The sequence below is a fragment of the Nocardia sp. NPDC059229 genome, from assembly GCF_042754165.1.
In the GTDB taxonomy this organism is placed as follows: Bacteria; Actinomycetota; Actinomycetes; order Mycobacteriales; family Mycobacteriaceae; genus Nocardia.
This window is the reverse complement of the sequence record NZ_JBHZAK010000024.1, coordinates 68,894-88,314: the sequence shown is the minus strand read 5'-3', so window position 1 is coordinate 88,314 and position 19,421 is coordinate 68,894. Positions and strand designations below refer to the sequence as shown.

Here is a 19,421-nt window from a genome sequence, read left to right as displayed (position 1 = left end):
GCCTTCCTAAGTCCGGGGAGTGCGGGCGTTCAGCACGCGGGCGATGTGGGTGAGCGCGTCGGGCGAGGTCATCCGCCAGTGAGTAGCCGGGACGGCGTGGTTCTCCAGCACGCCGTCAACAGCGTCAGTCCAGCTGGAGATGCCCCAGCTGCCGCTCGGATCGTCCAGGGCCGCATGGAAATACACCAGGTCGCCCTTGAAGCGGCGGGGCCGGTAGGCGCCGATGAGCGGGAAGGCCGCGAGCGCGCCGTCCACGATCCGTGCGATCCGGTCCGCGCCGACCTCCGATTCGGCGTCGACCAGTCCCGGCACCTCGCCGAGCAGTTCCGCCACCGGGACGGCGGACTCGGGATCGACGTCGCTCTCGAGCGAGCTGTCCAGCATGGCCAGGACCGCGACCTCCTGCCCCTCGTCCTGGAGCTGCACCGCCATGGCGTGGGCGAGCACACCGCCGAGCGACCAGCCGAGCAGGTGGTACGGCCCTTCGGGCTGCACGGCGCGGATCTCGCGCACGTAGCGCGCCGCCCACTCCTCGATCGAATCCGGCAGCGGCACATCGGCGGCCAGGGTCGGCGACTGCAGACCGTAGATCGGGCGGTCCTCCGCCAGGTAGGGCGCCAGACCGGCGAACGACCAGGAGATGCCGCCGACCGGGTGGACGCAGAACAGCGGTGCGCCCCTACCGGACGGCCGCAGCGGCAGCAGGACCGCGAACGCGGCCTCGGTGTCGACACCGCCCGGAGCGCTCAGCGGCCCCGCGATCTCGGCGGGCGTCGGCGCGGCGAAGACCAGGACGACAGGAACCTGCTGGCCCAGCGCTTCACCGAGCCGCGTGGCCAGCCGGACCGCGAGCAGGGAATTGCCGCCCAGCTCGAAGAAGTTGTCGTCCAGGCCGACCCGGTCCACGCCCACGACCTCCGCGAACACCGCACACACGGCGGCCTCGACTTCGGTTGCGGGTGCGCGGTATTCGCGCGGAGCGAACTCCGGCGCCGGCAGCGCGGCACGATCGACCTTGCCATTGGCGTTGCGCGGCACGGCGTCCAGGCACAGGAGCGCCTCGGGCACCATGTAGCTGGGCAGCAGTCCGGCCAGCCGCGAACGCAGCTGCGCGGGGTCGGCGCCGGCGTCGAGGCTGAAGTATCCGACCAGCCGCGCCGCGTCGCCCGTGCCGTCGACCACGACGACCGCGTCGGTCACGCCGGGCTGCGCACGCAGGGCGTGCTCGATCTCGGCCAGCTCGATGCGGTAGCCGCGCACCTTCACCTGGAAGTCGCGGCGCTCCACGAATTCCAGCACGCCGGCATCGGCGGACCGCACCCAGCGCACCAGGTCGCCGGTGCGGTAGAGGCGCGAACCGGCCGGGCCGAACGGATCGGCCACGAACCGCTCCGCCGTCAGCTCCGGGCGGTCGTGGTAGCCGCGGGCCAGCTGCGCGCCGCCCAGGTACAGCTCGCCGGGGACGCCGACCGGCACCGGTCGCAGCCGGTCGTCGAGCACGTACACCCGGTTGCCCGCCTCCGGGGTGCCGATCGGCACCACGGCCTGGCGCAGGTCGGCGTCGGTGCGGAATCGGGTGACCGACACCGCCGCCTCGGTCGGGCCGTACAGGTTGTCGATGCGCGCGGCGGTCGCGGACCGGCCGCGCCGGAGCGTCTCGGCGGGCAGCGCCTCGCCGATGACCAGCAGGCGGCGCAGTGACGCCGGCAGACCGTCCGCGCCGGCGACATCGGCCAGCATCGCCAGCAGCGAAGGCACCAGGGTCAGGGTGGTGACGGACTCCCGGCGGATCTGATCGAGCAGTCCCTCCGGGTCGTGCTGTGCGCCTTCGGGAGCCAGGACGATCCGTGATCCGGTGCGCAGCGCCCACCAGAGTTCCCACACCGACAGGTCGAAGGCCGCGGAGGTCATCCACAGCACCGAATCGCCCTCGGCGAGACCGTATTCCGACTGCATCCAGTCCAGCTGGTGCGCGACCGCCGCGTGCGGGACGGCCACGCCCTTGGGCTTGCCGGTCGAACCCGACGTGAAGATCACGTAGGCGGGATCGGCGGGCGAGGACGGCGCGCGGCGCTCCTCGTCGCGAATCGCGGTGCCCGGCAGGGTCCGATCGTCGGCGACCGCGACGTCCAGCACGGTCGTGGCGTCCGGCAGGTCGTCCGGCAGCGTCATGGTCCGGGTGGAGCTGGTGAGCACCACGGCCGGCGCGGCCGTCCCGAGGACCATCGCGGTGCGCTCGATCGGGTGCGCGGGATCCAGCGGGACATAGGCCCCGCCCGCCCGCACCACGGCGTACATGGCGATCAGCAGTTCGATGCTGCGCGGAAGCGCCAGCGCCACCAGCGTTTCCGGGCCGACGCCCGCGCCGATGAGCACCCGGGCCAGCCGGTCGACCCGCTCGGCGAAGTCGCGGTAGCTCAGTGCCCGCCCGTCCTCGACGACCGCGAGGGCGAATGGAGTGCGTCGCACCTGAGCATCGAACTCGTCGAGCAGCCCGCGCGCGGGGAAGCCGCTGTCGGCCGCGTTCCAGGACCGCAGCAGGCGTGCGCTTTCCCTCTCGCCGAGGATGTCCACGTCGCCGATCGGACCGTGCGGGTCGGCGATCACGCCCGCCAGCAGCCGCTCCAGGCGTTCGGCGAATCCGGCGACGGTGACCTCGTCGAACAGTGCAGTCGCGTAGGTCATGGTCGCGGTCATCCCGGCCGGGGCGCCGTCGGCGTCGTAGCGGTCCACGACCACCAGGTGCAGGTCGAACTGCGAGACGTCGGTATCGAATTCGATGGCGCCGACCCGCAGCCCGTCCAGATCGAAGGCCGCCCGGTCCTGGTTGTGGAAGGAGAAACCGACCTGCACCAGCGGGTGACGCGCGGTCGAACGCTCCGGGTTGAGCACCTCGACCAGCCGCTCGAAGGGCACGTCCACGTGGTCGAAGGCCGCGACGTCGCGGGCCCGGACCCGCCGCACCAGGTCGGTGAAGCCTGCGGCCGGGGTGACCTCGGTGCGCAGCACCAGGGTATTGACGAACATGCCGACCAGATCGTCCAGCGCCGCGTCACCGCGCCCGGCGACCGGGGTGCCGACCGCGATATCGGTCGAACCGGTCAGCCGGGACAGCAGGGCCGCGAAGGCCGCGTGCACGGTCATGAACAGGGTCGCACCGCTGGATCGGCCCAATTCGGCGAGGGCCGTGTGGGTTTCGGCGTCGATGGTGAAATCGACGCGGCGGCCGTCGGTGTCCAGCACCACCGGCCGGGGGCGGTCGGCGGGCAGGGTGAGCAGCGGGGGCAGTCCGGCCAGCGTCTCGGTCCAGAAGCCCAGCTGCCGGGAGACCAGCGAGGCGGGATCGTCCTCGGAGCCGAGCAGTTCGCGTTGCCAGACCGCGTAATCCGCGTACTGGATCGGCAGCGGCGTCCAGGCCGGAGCAACGCCCGACTTGCGCGCCGCGTAGGCCGTCATGACATCGCGGGCCAGCGGCACCAGCGAGCTGCCGTCACCCGCGATGTGGTGCATGACGACCACGAAGACGTGGTCCTCCGGGGCCAGCTGGAACAGCGCCGCCCGCAGCGGCACGGTCGCGGTGACGTCGAATCCCTGGCCGATCACCTCGAGGACGGCCGCCATGACCGTTTCCTCGGTCACCGGAATCGCCTCCAGCGCAGGCAGATCCGTGGCCGCGGTGGCGGGCAGCACCACCTGCACCGGACCCGACTCGGTTTCCGGGTAGACGGTGCGCAGCACCTCGTGCCGGACCACCACGTCGGTGATCGCGGTGGTCAGCGCCGCCACGTCCAGCGGTCCGGTCAGGCGGATGGGAAGCGGGATGTTGTAGGCGGTGGAGTCCGGATCCAGGCGGTTCAGGAACCACATGCGCTGCTGTGCAAGGGAAACCGGGACCGCGCCGGTCACCGTCCGGGGCAGGAGCGGCGGGCGGGCCGGGGCGTCCGAGTCGATCGCGAGCACCGCGGCGGCCAGCGCCTCCACGGTCGAATGCTCGAACACCGCCCGTACCGGCACCGGCACGCCGAACGCGGCGCTCAGGCGCGCGGCCAGCTGCGTCGCGGTGAGCGAGTTTCCGCCGAGCGCGAAGAAGTCGTCGGCGAGGCCGACCCGCTCCGCGTCGACGGTGCCGAGCACGGCGGCGACCACCCCGGCGACCGTGCGCTCGGCGTCGGTGCGCGGGGCCCGGAATTCGACGGTGCGGAAGACGGGCTCCGGCAAGGCCTTACGATCCAGCTTGCCGACCGGGGTGAGCGGGACTGCGTCGAGCACCATGATCGATGCGGGCACCATGTACGCGGCCAGCGAGCGGCCCGCGTGGGCGACCAGCTCGTCGACGTCGATGACGTGACCGGGCGCGGCCACCACGTACGACACCAGCGCGACCGCGCCCGCGGCGTCGGTGTGGCCGAGGGTGACGGCGAATTCGACCGTCTCGTGGGCGGTCAGGGCCGCGTCGATCTCGCCGAGCTCGATGCGCAGGCCGCGCACCTTCACCTGATGGTCGGCGCGGCCGACGTATTCGAGCCCGCGCCGGCCGTCCGCCCGGGCCGTCCAGCGCACCAGATCACCGGTGCGGTAGAGCCGCTCGCCCGGCGCGCCGTACGGGTCGGCCACGAAGCGTTCGGCCGAGAGTCCCGGCCGCGCATGGTATCCGCGCGCCACGCCCGGGCCGTTCAGGTACAGCTCACCGGTCACGCCGACCGGGACCGGCCGCAGCCGGGAGTCGAGCACGACCGCCGCCATGCCTGCGGTGAGGGCGCCCAGTTCCACCGGCTCGCCCGGCAGCATCGGCGCGCCGATATTGGAGGTGATGGTGGTCTCGGTCGGACCGTAGGCGTTGTGCACGGCACGGGTGCCGGTGGACCAGCGGGTCACCATCTCCGGGCCGAAAGCCTCACCGCCGATGGCCAATTCGCGGAAGTCCGGCAGCCGCACCGGATCCAGCGTCTGCAGTACGGACGGCGTGATGAAGGCGTGGGTGACGCCCTCGGCGGCCATCAGGTCGGTGAGCTCCGTGCCGCCGTACACCTCGGCGGGGGCGATCACCAGGCGCGCGCCGACCGGCGTGGCCATGAGGATCTCCAGCTGGTAGGCGTCGAAACTCGGCGAGGACACCTGCAGGACTCGGGCGTCGGCGGCGAGCCGGTACCGCTCCCGCTGCGAGCTCGCGACGCCCGCCACACCGCCGTGGGTCGCGACGACGCCCTTGGGCAGGCCCGTGGAACCGGAGGTGTAGACCATCCAGGCCGGGTTGGAAACTCGTGCCGGCCGGCGCAGTTCGCCCGGCGCGATCGGGGTCGTGTCGAGTTCCAGTGTGGCCGTGACGAATTCGGCGTCGTCGATGACCAGCCACTCGGCCGCACCGGGCAGCCGGTCTCGGCTCGCGGCGACGGTCAACCCGAAGGTCGCGCCCGAGTCGGTCAGCATGTGCTCGATGCGGTCGGCCGGGTAGTTCGGGTCGACCGGGACGAAGGCGGCACCGGTCTTGGCGACCGCCCACACCGCCAGCAGGGTGGTGTCCGAGCGCGGAATGGCGAGGGCGACATAGTCTTCCGCGCCGATGCCGCGGTCGATGAGTACCCGGGCCAGGCGCGAGGACTCGGCGTCCAGCTCGCGGTAGGTGAGCTCCCGGTCCAGGTACCGCGCGGCGATGTTGTCCGGGTAGGTCGTGGCGGCCTCGGCGAAGTAGTCACCGAGCGAGCGCGGCGCGACCGGCCGGGTGACGGACCGATCCAGCAGTCCCGCGCGTTCCGACGGGGACATCAGGTCGATCTCGCCGACCGGGACGGTGGCGTCGACCGCGATCGCGCCGAGCACCCGGCCCAGGCGGCGCAGCAGACCGGCTGCGGTGGCCTCGTCGAAAAGGTCGGTGGCGTAGTTCAATTCGATGGCCAGGTGGCCGTCGACATCGGGTTCGTCGGAGACGGTGAACTGCAGATCGAACCGGGCCACCCGGTGTTCGAAGTCGACCGGCTCCAGCACCAGGCCGGGCACCGCGTAGGTCTGCGCGCCCAGGTTCATGTAGCTCAGGACCACGGTGAACAGCGGGTTGCGGGCCTGCGTGCGGGGCACGCCGAGGGCCTCGACCACCTGGTCGAACGGCACCGTCGCGTGGTCGAAGGCGGCCAGATCGACCTCGCGGGTCTGGTCCAGCAGTGCATCGAACCCGAGGCCGGGTTCCGGGCGGGTGCGCAGCGCCAGGGTGTTGACGAACATGCCGACCAGGTCGTCGAGGGCGGCATTGCCGCGACCCTCGAGCGGGGTGCCGATGGTGATGTCGGCCGATCCCGACATCCGGGCCAGCAGCACCGCGAGCGCGGCGTGCCACACCATGAACGGGGTGACGTTGTGCGCCTCCGCGATTCGCTTGATCGCGGCGGCCAGGCCACCGTCCAGCCGCGCCTGCACCCGGGCGCCGCGCCCGGAGGCCACGGCCGGCCGGGGCCGGTCGGTCGGCAGCGGCAGCTCCTCGGGCAGATCGGCCAGCGCTTCGGTCCAGTACGCCAGCTCGCGCGGGCCGGACTGCTCCAGGGCGGCCCGCTGCCAGAGCGCGTAATCGGCGTACTGCACCGGCAGTTCCGTCCACACCGGGGCCTGGCCCGCGGCGCGGGACAGGTAGGCGGTGATGGTGTCGCGCAGCAGCGGATCCTCCGACTGGCCGTCGCCGGCGATGTGGTGCAGCACCACCACCAGCACGTGGCTGTGCTCGGATTCTCGAATGAGCGCGGCGCGCACCGGCACCGTGGTGGTGACGTCGAAGCCGCGCGCCACGAAGCTCTCGATCCAGGTGAGGTCGGCCGCGTCGGCGCCGGTCCGCATCTCCAGGGTCGGGAGCGCGCTGTCGGCGGGCAGGACCAGCTGGTAGCCGACCCCGTCCGCGTCGGCCGGGTAGATGGTGCGCAGCGTCTCGTGGCGGCCGATCACGTCGGCGAAGGCCGCGCTCAGCACGCCGGTGTCGATCTCGCCGGTGACGCGGACGGCCGCGGGCACGTTGTAGGCCGCGGATTCCGGGTCCAGGCGGTTGAGCAGCCACATCCGGGTCTGGGCCAGCGACAGCGGGATTCGCTCCGGTCGCGGCAGGCGCCGCAACGGCAGGCGCTGCCCGCCGCCGCGAATGCGGGCGGCCAGCTCGGCGACGGTCGGCGCCTCGAACAGCTGACGCACGCTCAGCTCCGCGCCCAGGGCGGCATTGGCGCGCGCCACCAGGCGCATGGCCAGCAGGGAGTTGCCGCCGCGCGCGAAGAAGTCGTCGTCGGCGCCGATGGTGACGCCGCCGAGCAGATCCCCGATCAGGGCGGCCAGCGTGGCCTCGGTGCCCGGCGCGGGCGCGCGGTAGGCGACGGTGGCGGCGGTGAATTCGACCGGAGGCAGGGCATTCCGGTCCAGCTTGCCGACGCTGGTGAGCGGCATCTCCGCCAGCACCGCCAGGTGGGCGGGCAGCATGTAGGCGGGCAGCTGGGTGCGGGCGTGCTCGAGCACGGTCTCGGCGTCGAGCCCGGCGCCGGACACGTAGCCGACCAGGCAGTCGGTCCCGGCGGTGTCGCGGGCCAGCAGCACCACCGCGTGCGCGACGCCGGGCGCGGACAGCAGGGCCGCCTCGATCTCGCCCAGTTCGATGCGCTGGCCGCGCAGCTTCACCTGGAAGTCGTTGCGGCCCACGTACACCAGGTCGCCGGTGCGGTTCCAGCGCACCAGATCGCCGGTTCGGTACATGCGCGCGCCGGGCACCCCGAACGGGTCGGCCACGAACCGGTCGGCGGTGAGCCCGCCCCGGCCCTGGTAGCCGCGGGCCAGCTGGGCACCGGCCAGGTAGAGCTCACCGATGACGCCGGTGGGCACCGGGCGCAGCCGGGCGTCGAGCACGTAGGCGCGGGTGTTCCAGTTCGGGCGGCCGATGGCGACCTCGAAATCCGGGTCGGCGTCGGAGAATTCGTGGTAGATGGTCGAGATCGCGGCCTCGGTCGGGCCGTAGGCATTGTGTACCGAGCCGCTCACCAGCTCGCGCAGCCGGCCGAGCAGTTCGACGGGCAGCGCCTCGCCGCCGGTGTGCAGGTGCCGGAACGAACGCAGCGCGTCGCCGTGGCCCTCGGCGACCAGGGCCGCCAGCACCGACGGCACGTGTTCGGCGATGGTGACGCCGAATTCGCGCATGAGCCCGGCCAGGTAGTCGAGGTCCTGGTGGCCGCCGGGACGCGGAATCACCAGGGGCGCACCGACCATGGCGGGCAGGAAGCACTCCCACACCGAGACGTCGAAGGCCAGCGGGGCGCGCTGCATGATGCGGTCGGCACGGGTGACGCCGTAGCGCTCCTCGAGCCAGCGCAGCTGGTTCATGATGGCGCGGTGGCTGGTCGCCACGCCCTTGGGCAGGCCGGTGGAGCCGGAGGTGTAGAGAACGTAGGCGAGATTGTCCGGGCGCAGTGCGCCCCGCCGGTCGGCATCGGTGATCGGCTGGTCCGAAAGACCGTCCAGGGCACCGGATTCCGTCAGCCCGGCGACGTCGAGCACACGCACGCCGTCGAGTGCGGGCAGTTCCGCGCCGCCGACGGTGAGCACCAGGGTGGCGGCGGAGGTGCCCAGGACGTGCGCGATGCGGTCGGCCGGATGCGACGGATCGACCGGCACGTAGGCGGCGCCGGCGGCCACGACGGCGTACAGCGCCACCACCATGTCGATCGAGCGCTGCGCGGTGACGCCGACGATGGCGTCCGGGCCGACTCCCGCCGAGATCAGCAGGCGGCCCAGGCGATTCACGCGCCGCGCCAGGTCGGCGTAGGCGACCCGGTCGCCCTCGAAGACGAGCGCGTCCGCGTCGGGGTCCTGCGCGGCGCGGGCGTCGAGCAGCTCGGCCAGGGTCTCGGCGGGCAGCACCCGGGTGGTGGCATTGCGATCCACCAGCAGCACCCCGCGTTCGGCGCGCGCCATGATCTCCACGTCCCCAGCGGTGGTGCGCGGGTCGGCGAGCAGGGCGCGCAGCACGCGCTCGTAGGTGTCCTGGAACGCGCCGATGGTCGCGGCGTCGAACAGGTCGGTGGCGTAGGTGATGTAGACCTCGATGCCGGCGGCCGCGCCCTCGGCGTCGGTGGTCTCGGCCATGGTCCAGTCCAGGTCGAACTGGGCGGCGGTGGCGTCGACGGTGAGCGCCTCGATGGCCAGGCGGTTGAGCCGGATGCTGGGCCGGGTGTGGTTCTGCAGGGTCAGCGTGACCTGGCACAGCGGCGAATGCGCCTGGGAGCGCACCGGATTCACCGCGTCGACCAGCATTTCGAAGGGCACCACGGCGTGTTCGAAGGCGGTCAGGTCGGTGTCGCGGACCTGGGTGAGCAGCTCGGACAGCGACGCGTCCGGGCGCACCTCGGTGCGCAGCACCAGGGTGTTGACGAACATGCCGACCAGGTCGTCGAGGGCCTCGTCGCCGCGTCCGGCCACCGGGGTGCCGATGACGATGTCCCCGGTGCCGGAGAGCCGGGCCAGCGTGACCGCCAGCGCGGTGTGCAGCACCATGAACGGCGTAACCCGGCGGGTGGCCGCGAAATCCAGGACGGCCTTGTGCAATTCGGCGTCGAAGCGGCCGCCGAAGCCCGCGCCGCGGCCGCTGGCAACGGCCGGGCGGGGGCGGTCGGTGGGCAGGGCCAGCACGTCGGGCACCCCGTGCAGGCGCCGGGTCCAGTGCGCCAGCTGGCGCGCCAGCACCGAGTCGGCGTCGTCGGGGCTGCCCAGGGCGGCGCGCTGCCACAGCGCGAAATCGGCGTACTGCACCGGCAGCGGGGCGAGGTTGGGGGTCTCCCCCGCGCAGCGGGCCACGTAGGCGCTGGCGATGTCGCGGGTGAGCGGGCCGAAGGACCAGCCGTCGGCGGCGATGTGGTGTACCACCATGACCAGCAGGTAGGCGCCGGGTTCGTCGGTGAGTTCGAGCAGGCGGATGCGGAAGGGCACCTCGGCGGTCACGTCGAAGGCGGTGCGCGCCACCGCTTCCACCAGCCCGGGCAGCTCGGCGGCCGAGACCGGCTCGGGCATCAGATCGATCAGGCGGGTGCCGGCGGGCAGGACGAGCTGACTGGCCTCGCCGTCGTGCTCGGGGTAGATGGTGCGCAGGGTCTCGTGCCGGTCCACCACATCGGCCACCGCGGCCTGCAGGGCCTCGAGGTTCAGGGAGCCGGTGAGCCGCAGCGCGAACGGAATGGTGTAGCCGTCGCGGATGTCGAAGCGGTTGAGGAACCACATGCGCTGCTGTGCGATGGACAGCGGGATGCGGTCGCCGCGCTGCTGCACCGAGACCGGCGGCAGCTCGACCACGGTTTCGGCGTCGGCCGCGGAGATCCGGGCCGCCAGCCCGGCGACCGTGGCGTCCTCGAAGACCGCGCGGAGCGGAATCCGCACGCCCGCGGCCTTGCCCAGGCGCGCCACCAGCTGGGTGGCGATGAGCGAGTTGCCGCCCAGGGCGAAGAAGTCGTCGTCGGCGCCGGCCCGCTCGACCCCGAGCAGGGCGGCGAAGACCTCCGCGACGATCCGCTCCTCGGGGCCGGTGGGGGCGCGGAAGGCGGAGGCGGCGGCCGCCGGCGCGGGCAGGGCGGCGCGGTCGAGCTTGCCGGAGGCATTGAGCGGGAGGGCGTCCAGCGGCACATAGACGGCGGGCACCATGTAGGCCGGAAGGCGCTGCGCGAGCGCTGATTTCAACTCGAAGGGCGAGAACTCCGCGCCCGGGGCCGGCACCAGGTAGGCGACCAGCTGCGGCTCCACGCCGGCGCGGCCGGAACCGCGTACCACGACCGCCGCCTGAGCGATCGACGACGATTCGGCCAGGGCGGACTCGATCTCGCCGAGCTCGATGCGCAGGCCGCGCAGCTTCACCTGGAAGTCGGTGCGGCCCAGGTATTCCAATTCGCCGTTGCCGAGCCACTTCACCAGGTCACCGGTGCGGTACATGCGCTCGGAGACACCGAAGGGGTTGGCCACGAATCGATCCGAGGTGAGGTCCGGGCGTGCCACGTAGCCGGTGGCGAGCTGATCGCCCGCGAGGTAGAGCTCACCGGCGATACCCGCCGGCACCGGCCGCAGTCGCGAATCCAGCACGTACACCTGGGTGTTGAACACCGGGCGGCCGATCGGCACCGAGTCCACGTCGGCAGCGGTGACCTGGTGATAGGTGACGTCGACGGCGGCCTCGGTCGGACCGTAGAGGTTGTGCAGCTCGGCGCCGGTCAGCTCGCGCAGTCGATGCGCGGACTTCGGCGGGAGAGCCTCGCCCGACGCGAACACCTGGCGCAGGCCGGTGCAGCGTGCGGCCGCCTCCTCCGCGACGAAAACCGCGAGCATGGACGGCACGAAGTGGGTGACCGTGACGCGTTCGCGGGCAATGAGTTCCGCCAGCTGAGCCGGGTCACGGTGCGCCTCCGGCCGGGCCACCACCAGCGTGGCGCCGATCAGCAACGGCCAGAAGAACTCCCACACCGACACGTCGAAGGTGGCCGGGGTCTTCTGCAGCACCACGTCGCCGGCGGTCAGGCCGTACTCGGCCTGCATCCAGACCAGGCGGTTGACGATGGCCGAATGCGGCACCGCCACGCCCTTCGGGCGGCCGGTCGAACCGGAGGTGAAGATGACGTAGGCATTGTTCGAAGCCCGCAGCGGCGCAACGCGATCCGCGTCGGTGATCGGCTCGTCGGAGAAGCCGGTCAGGTCCAGCAGATCGATCCGCACCTGGGCGACATCCATCGCCAGGTCCTCGCCCGAGGTCAGCACGGTGACCGGATCGGCGGTGTCGAGGATGTATTCGATGCGCTCGGCCGGATGGTCCGGGTCCAGCGGCACATATGCGGCGCCGGCGGCGGCCACCGCGTACATGCCGACCAGCAGGTCGAGGGAGCGCCGCATGCCCAGGGCCACGAAGGAATCCGGGCCGACGCCCTCGCCGATCAGCCAGCGCGCCAGCTGCCGTACGCGCACGGCGAACTCGCTGTACGTCAGGCTCGAAGCCGGTTGGGAGGTATCGGCGTGCTCGAAGGTGAGAGCGGTGGCGTCGGGAGTCCGCGCCACCTGGGTCTCGAACAGCGACACCAGCGTCGCGGTGTCGCCCGCGGGCAGGTCGAGCGCGGCGGCGGTGTCGTTCCACTCGTGCAGGATCCGGGTCCGTTCGGCGGCGTCGAGCAGGTCGATGTCCCCGACCCGCACGGTCGCGTCGGCGGCCACGGCCGCCAGCACCCGGCCCAGACGCTCGGCGAGCGCGGCGGCGGTGTCCGCGTCGAAGAGCTCGGTCGCGTAGCGCAGATTGCCGGTCAGCCCGGCCGACTCCCCCAGCTCACCGACCACCAGGTGCAGGTCGAATTTGACGGTGGGGTCGTCGATCTCGACCGGAGCCACCGTCAGCGCTCCGCCTCCCCGCGCTTCGGGCAGGGCGAAGGCCTGCGCGCCGTCCATGCGGGCCGCGTCGGTGAAGGTCAGCATCACCTGGGCCAGCGGCGGCGCCCCGGTGGTGCGGTCCACGGCCAGGGCGTCGACGATGCGCTCGAAGGGCAGTTCGGCGTGGGCGAAGGCGGCCAGGTCCGCGGTGCGCACCCGCCCCAGCAGGTCGGTGAAGGACAGGTCGGGCTCGACCTCGGTGCGCAGCACCAGGGTGTTGACGAACATGCCGATGAGGGCGTCGAGTTCGCGTTCGCCGCGGCCGCCGATCGGCGAGGCCACGGCCACGTCGGCGGTGCCGCTGCTGCGCGCCAGCAGGGCCGCGAAGGCGGCGTGCACGACCATGAACATGGTCACGCCGTGGGCCCGGGCCAGCTCCCGCAGGCCGGTGGCGACGGTCTCGTCCACCGAGAACGGCACGGACGCACCGGTATTGGCGGGCGTCGCGGGCCGGGGGCGGTCGGTCGGCAGCGCCAGCTGCGGGGGCAGGCCCGCCAGGGTCGCGCGCCAGAACTCGAGCTGCTGGTGTGCCACCGAGCCCGGTTCCCGGTCGTCGCCGAGCAATTCGTGCTGCCAGAGGCTGTAGTCCGCGTACTGCACCGCCAGCGGCTCCCAGCCGGGCTCGGCGCCGGCGAGGCGGGCGGTGTAGGCGCGCATGAGATCGGTGATCAGCGGCGCCAGCGAGAGGGCGTCGGCGGCGATGTGGTGCACGACGACGGCCAGCACGTATTCCGGGGACCGGTCCCCGGTCTCCTCGTCGAGTACGAAAAGCCCGATGCGCGAGGGCAGTTCGCTGGTCACGTCGAATCCGGCCGAGGCGAATGCGGCGAGCGCGCCGGTGATCTCCGCGGCGGCGACCGGCACCGGACTCAGGCTCAGCCCGATGTCCGCCACATCCAGGATGTGCTGGTAGGGGCCGGATTCCGAGTTCGGGTAGGTGGTGCGGAGGGACTCGTGGCGGGCCAGCACGTCCAGCGTGGCCTGTTCCAGCGCCGCGATGTTCAGCGCACCGCGCAGGCGCAGGACGATCGGCAGGTTGTAGACGCTGTGCTCGCCGTCCTCGGTCTCGATCCGGTTGAGGAACCACAGGCGCTGCTGGGCGGGCGAGAGCGGAATGCGGTCGGGGCGCGGGCGCGCGGCCAGCACCGGCCGGGCGGCGTCGGGGTTGGCGGCGACCAGCGCGGCCGCCAGGCCCTCGACGGTGGAGGCCTCGAAGAGCAGGCGCACCGGCACCCGGGCGCCGAGGTCGGCGCCGATGCGGGAGGTCACCCGGGCGGCGTCGAGCGAGCTGCCGCCGAGGGCGAAGAAGTCGTCGTCCAGGCCGACCCGCTCGGCGGTCAGCACCTCGGCGAACACGGCCGCCACCAGACGCTGGGCGGCGTCGACGGGGGCGCGGAAGCTCTTGGCGCGCAGCTCCGGAACGGGCAGCGCCTTGCGGTCCAGCTTGCCGCTGGAGTTGAGCGGCAGTTCGGGCAGCGCCATCAGGGCGGTCGGCACCATGTACGGCGGCAGCACCCGGGTCAGCCCGTCGCGCAGGGTCTCGGGATCCAGGTCGATGCCGGGGGCCGCGACCACGTAGCCCGCCAGGTAGTCGCCGGAGTCGGCGGTGATGAGCCGCACCGCGGCCTGCGCCACGGCGGGCGCCAGCAGCAGGGCGCTCTCGATCTCGGCCAGTTCGATGCGCTGACCACGGAACTTGATCTGGAAGTCGAGACGCTCGAGGTAGACCAGCTCGCCGTCCTCGGTCCACTTCACGAGATCGCCGGTGCGGTACATGCGCTCGCCCGGCCGGCCGAAGGGGTTGGCCACGAAGCGATCCGAGGTCAGGTCGACCCGGCCGTGGTAGCCGCGGGCCAGCTGCACACCGGCCAGATAGAGTTCGCCCGGCACCCCGATGGCCACCGGGTGCAGCCGCGAATCCAGCACGAACACCTGGGAATTCCACTCCGGCTCACCGATCGGCACGGTGAGGGTGTCGGAGCTGTGCGCCTCGCGGAAGGTGATGGACACCGCGGCCTCGGTGGGACCGTAGAGGTTGTGCACCCCGGCGTCGCTGACCGCCCAGAAGGCGGTGACGGTCTCCGGCGGCAGCGCCTCGCCGATGACGAAGACCTCACGCAGCGAATCGAGTTCGCCCGCTTCGGCGTGCGCGGCGAACACCGCGAGCATGGACGGCACGAAGTCGGTGAGCGTGACCCCGTGGCGGGCAATGGTTTCGGCGATGTAGCGGGGATCGCGGTGGCCGTCGGGGGTGGCGACCACCAGGGTCGCGCCCGAGCGCAGCGGCAGGAAGTAGCCCCACAGCGAGACGTCGAAGGTGGTGGCGGTCTTCTGCAGGTACACGTCCTGGCCGCGGACGCCGTACTCGGCCTGCATCCAGGCCAGCTGGTTGGCGATGGCGCGGTGGGTGACCGCGACGCCCTTGGGCTTGCCGGTGGAGCCGGAGGTGAACAGGACGTAGGCCGGGTGGTCCGGGTGCAGGACGGCGCGCCGCTCACGGTCGCCGATCTTGGCCGCGGAGTACTCCGTCAGCTCCAGCTCGTCGAGGTGATGCAGTGGCACGTCGACGGTTTCGGGCAGGGTGAAGCCGTCGCGGCGGGTGGTGAGCACGGCGTGCGGGCCGGCGGTGGTGAGGATGTGGCCGATGCGTTCGGCCGGGTGGGACGGGTCCACCGGCACGTACGCGCCGCCGGCGCGCAGCACGGCGTACATGGCGACCACCAGCTCCACCGAGCGGGCCATGGCCAGCACCACCAGCGATTCCGGGCCGACCCCGGCGGCGATGAGGTAGCGCGCCAGCCGGTTCGCGCGCTCGGAGAACTCCGCGTAGGTGAGTTCGGTGTCGCCGAAGACCAGGGCGCGGGCGTGCGGGGTGCGGGCCGCCTGCGTGTCGAAACCCTGGTGCAGGAACTGATCCGGGACGCGGGAGCCGGTGGCGTTCCAGCTGGAGGTGACGTAGTCGCGCTCGCCGGCGTCGAGCAGTTCGATATCGCCCACCGGCACCGCGGCGTCCGCGGTGGCGGCGCTCAGCAGGCGGGTGAACTTGGCGGCGAACTCGCGCACCGTGTGATCGTCGAAAAGGTCGGCGGCGTAGGTGTACTGGACCCGGTAGCGGTCGCCGTCGGAGACGACGGTCAGCTGCAGGTCGAACTTGGCGATGCCCGGATCGAAGTCCAGTTCCTCGGCGGTCAGTCCCGGCAGCGCGGCGGTGAGGTCGCCGAGGTTCTGCATGAACAGCGCGACCTGGAACAGCGGGTGGCGGTTGCGGGCGCGCGCCGGATTGAGCACCTCCACCAGGCGCTCGAAGGGCACGTCGCGATGGGCGAAGGCGCGCAGATCCCGGTCGCGCACATGGGCGATCAGATCGGCGAAGGAGTCCGCGCCGCGCACCTCGGCGCGCAGTACCAGGGTGTTGACGAACATGCCGACCAGGTCGTCGAGGGCCTGGTCGCCGCGCCCGGCGACCGGGGTGCCGATGGCGATGTCGCCGGTGCCCGAGAGCCGGGCCAGCACCGCGGCCAGCGCGGCGTGCAGCACCATGAACGGCGTGGCGCGGTGGGCGGCGGCCACCCGGTCGACCGCGGCGCGCAGGTCGGCGTCCAGCACGGTCTCGAACGAGGTGCCGCGAAAGGTGGACACGGCCGGACGCGGGCGGTCCGCGGGCAGATCGAGCTGCGCGGGCAGATCCGCGAGTTCGCTTGCCCAGAAGGCGATCTGGCGGGACGCCACCGAGTCCGGATCGGATTCGTCGCCCATCCAGGCCCGCTGCCACAGCGCGTAGTCGGCGTACTGCACGGCCAGCGGCTCGTAGGACGGCCGCTGACCCGCCTGCCGCGCCACGTACGCCAGCACCAGGTCGCGCACCAGCGGTCCGATGGAGGCGCCGTCGGCGGCGATGTGGTGGGCCACCACCACCAGCGTGTGGTCGCCGGGACCCGAGCGCAGCAGCCGGGCGCGCAGCGGCACCTCGGCGGTGACATCGAATCCCTGTGCGGCCAGCGCCAATACGGTCGCGGCCAGCTGGTCCTCGGGCACCTCGCGCGGGGTCAGGTCCACCGCGGCGGCGGGCAGCACCACCTGGGCGGGGCCCTGGTCGGCGGTCGGATAGTAGGTGCGCAGCGACTCGTGGCGCTCGATGACGTCGGCGAAGGCGGCGGCCAGCGCCGCGGTGTCGAGCTCGCCGCGCAGGCGCAGCGCGAACGGCATGTTGTCCACCGCCGACGGATCGAAATCATCGGCGGCCGGGTCGTATTCGCTGCGCGCGAAGTGGTTCAGGAACCACATGCGCTGCTGGGCGGGCGAGAGCGGAATGTGGTCCGGGCGCGGCCCGGCGGTCAGCGGCGGCCGGGCCCCCGGGCCCGCGCCGTCGCCCAGCGCCGCCAGCGCGGACACGGTCGGGCGCTCGAAGAAGTCGCGCACGTCCACGGTGACGCCGAGCGACTCCCGGATCCGGGCAATGGCGCGGGTGGCGATGAGGGAGTTGCCGCCCAGGGTGAAGAAGTCGTCGTCCGCGCCGACCACCGTGAGGTCGAGCAGATCGGCGAAGATGGCCGCGACCGCCTCCTCGGCGGGGGTGGCCGGGGCGCGGTAGGCGGTGGTGGTGTCGGCGAAGACCGGGTCGGGCAGGGCGCGCCGGTCCAGCTTGCCGTTCACGTTCATCGGCATCTCGGGCAGGACCACCAGCAGCGACGGCACCATGTACTCGGGCACGTGCGCCCGCGCGGTGGAAAGTACTGCGGCACTGTCGATTTCGACGCCGTCGGCCGCGACGACATAGCCGACCAGTGCCTGCTCGCCGTTCGGGCGGGTGTGCATCAGCACGGCCGCCTGCGCGACCGCGGCGGCGCGGCGCAGCGCGGACTCCACCTCGCCGAGCTCGATGCGCAGGCCGCGCATCTTCACCTGGAAGTCGCTGCGGCCCATGTATTCCAGCTCGTCCGGGCCGCCGTCCACACCGGAGACCCAGCGCACCAGATCACCGGTGCGGTACATGCGATCGCCGGACGGGCCCTCGGGGTTGGGCACGAACCGTTCGGCGGTCAGACCCGAGCGGCCCACATAGCCGCGGGCCAGCTGCGTGCCGGCGATGTACAGCTCGCCGACCACGCCGACCGGCACCGGGCGCAGATCCGCGTCGAGGACCAGCAGTTCGACATCGTCGCCGGGGCTGCCGATCGGAATGGTGTCGACATCGGCCGCGGTGACCTCGTGGGCGGTGGCCAGCACGGTGGACTCGGTGGGACCGTACACGTCGAACAGGGTCGCGCCGCTGACGCTGCGGAAGTCAGCGGCGGTTCCGACGGGGACGGTCTCGCCACCGGTGAGCAGATAGCGCAGGGAATCGGGCATGTCCTCGCCGCTGCGCATGACCTCACCCACCAGCGCGGCCAGCATCGACGGCACGAAAAAGGCCGTGGTGACCCGTGATTCGCGAATGACGCGCACCAGGTAGGCGGGGTCCAGGTGACCGTCCGGGGTGGTGATGACCAGTCGCGCCCCGGTCTGCAGGGGCCAGAAGATCTCCCACACCGACGCGTCGAAGGTGGTGCTGGTCTTGAACAGCACCGCGTCGTCCTCGGTGATCCGGAACTGCCGCTGCTGCCACCGCAGGAAGGCGACGACCGCACGGTGCGGGATGGCCACGCCCTTGGGGCGGCCGGTGGAGCCCGAGGTGAAGATGACGTAGGCCAGATTGTCCGGGCCCGGCTGCGGCAGCTCGGGATCGTCGGCCGGGGACAGCAGCCGATCGCCGTCGATGCCGTATTCCCGTGCGTTGCGCTCGAATTCGTCGATGCGCAGCACCGGGGCCTCGACGGCGAAGGCGGGCTGGTCGGCGGTGGTGGTGAGCACCACCGCGGGCTGCGCCACCTCGAGCACGTAGGAGATGCGCTCGGCCGGGTGATCCGGATCGAGGGGCACGTACGCGCCACCGGCTTCGAGGATGGCGAACATGCCGACCATCAGCTCGAAGGAGCGGCGCACCGACAGGCCCACCAGGACATCGGGGCCGACACCCAGACCGCGCAGATGCCGCGCGAGAACCGTGACGCGGGTGGCGAATTCGGCGTAGGTGAGCGTCACGCCCTCGAATTCCATCGCCACCGCGTCGGGGGTGCGCTGCACCTGGGCGCGGAACTGCGTGCTCAGGGTCTCGACCGGGGCCAGCTTGGGATCGAGGACGTCGGAGGCGGCCAGCACGGCGTCGTCGACCAGCGCCTCCAACGCCGCGGTGAGGCCACCGGCCTCGCCGCTCATCAGTCCGGGGAGCTGCCCGGACACCACCACCTGCATGAGCGCCTCGGGCTCCAGCGCGCCGCCCATGGCCTCGCTGAGCATGGCGATCTCGGTGGCCAGGGCGCCGTAGGCGACGGTGTCACCGGCGTCCCGCAGGGCTATGCGGTCGGCGTCCAACTCGGCCACGACAGCGATCAGACATGGTAGGTCGCCCACGCCGTAGGCTCGGCGCAAGGCCGTGACCCGTCCGTTCCGGCTGGTGGCGATCGACTCTGCGTAGTGCATCAGAGGCTTCCTTCCGACGTGCTCTCCGAGCGAAGAACCAGGGCCTGCGCGTCCGCGGTGAGCGTGCTCAGGGCCTGATGGAGTCCGGCCGCGCCGAGAGCGGCCAGAATGCCGGGTACCAATCCGGCGAGTGCCACGTTCACCAGCGCCTCCGGCTTCGCGGCGGCGCCCATGGCGCGGGCGGTGACGGCGATCTTCTCGGCAAGATCCCGATAGGTGACGGTGTGCTCGCCGTGGGTGAGGGCGACCGCCTCGGGGGCGGCCGCCGCCGCGGCGGCGAGCAGGGCGGGCAGGTCGGCCGGCTGCTGCGGCGCTGCCGCCGCCGCGTTCGTGTGCGGCACCGCCGCAGTGACCTTGACCGTCGCGCCGCCGGGGCGGCGGGTGCGTTCCGCCTCGGTGCGAATGTCGATGTCGCGCACCGGCGCTTCCGGATCGGCCACCACGGTGTGCAGCACCAGCAACAGCCGCTGCGCCAGCAGGCGCACGCTGTCCGCACCGAAAAT

General features: G+C 72.3%; 2 protein-coding genes (1 of these 2 cut by a window edge). Both read right to left on the bottom strand.

All coding sequences use genetic code 11. The annotated features are described in order from the left end of the window. Window positions 1-6: 6 nt before the first annotated feature. A complete protein-coding gene (locus tag ACFXHE_RS37070) occupies window positions 7-18,918 on the bottom strand; it encodes a non-ribosomal peptide synthase/polyketide synthase (RefSeq protein ID WP_379389317.1) in 18,912 nt (6,303 codons plus the stop codon). Continuing rightward, window positions 18,918-19,421: the end of a non-ribosomal peptide synthase/polyketide synthase gene (locus ACFXHE_RS37065; protein ID WP_379389316.1), read on the bottom strand. Its footprint extends 17,583 nt past the window's final position; the window shows 504 of its 18,087 coding nt (coding positions 17,584-18,087); the start codon falls outside the window, past its right edge; the stop codon is at window positions 18,918-18,920. Before ACFXHE_RS37065 ends, ACFXHE_RS37070 begins: the two co-directional genes overlap by 1 nt.

Coding starts and splice junctions, on each gene's coding strand:
- ACFXHE_RS37070 (WP_379389317.1), bottom strand. CDS start 18,918: ATGCACTACGCAGAGTCGATCGCCACCAGCCGGAACGGACGGGTCACG.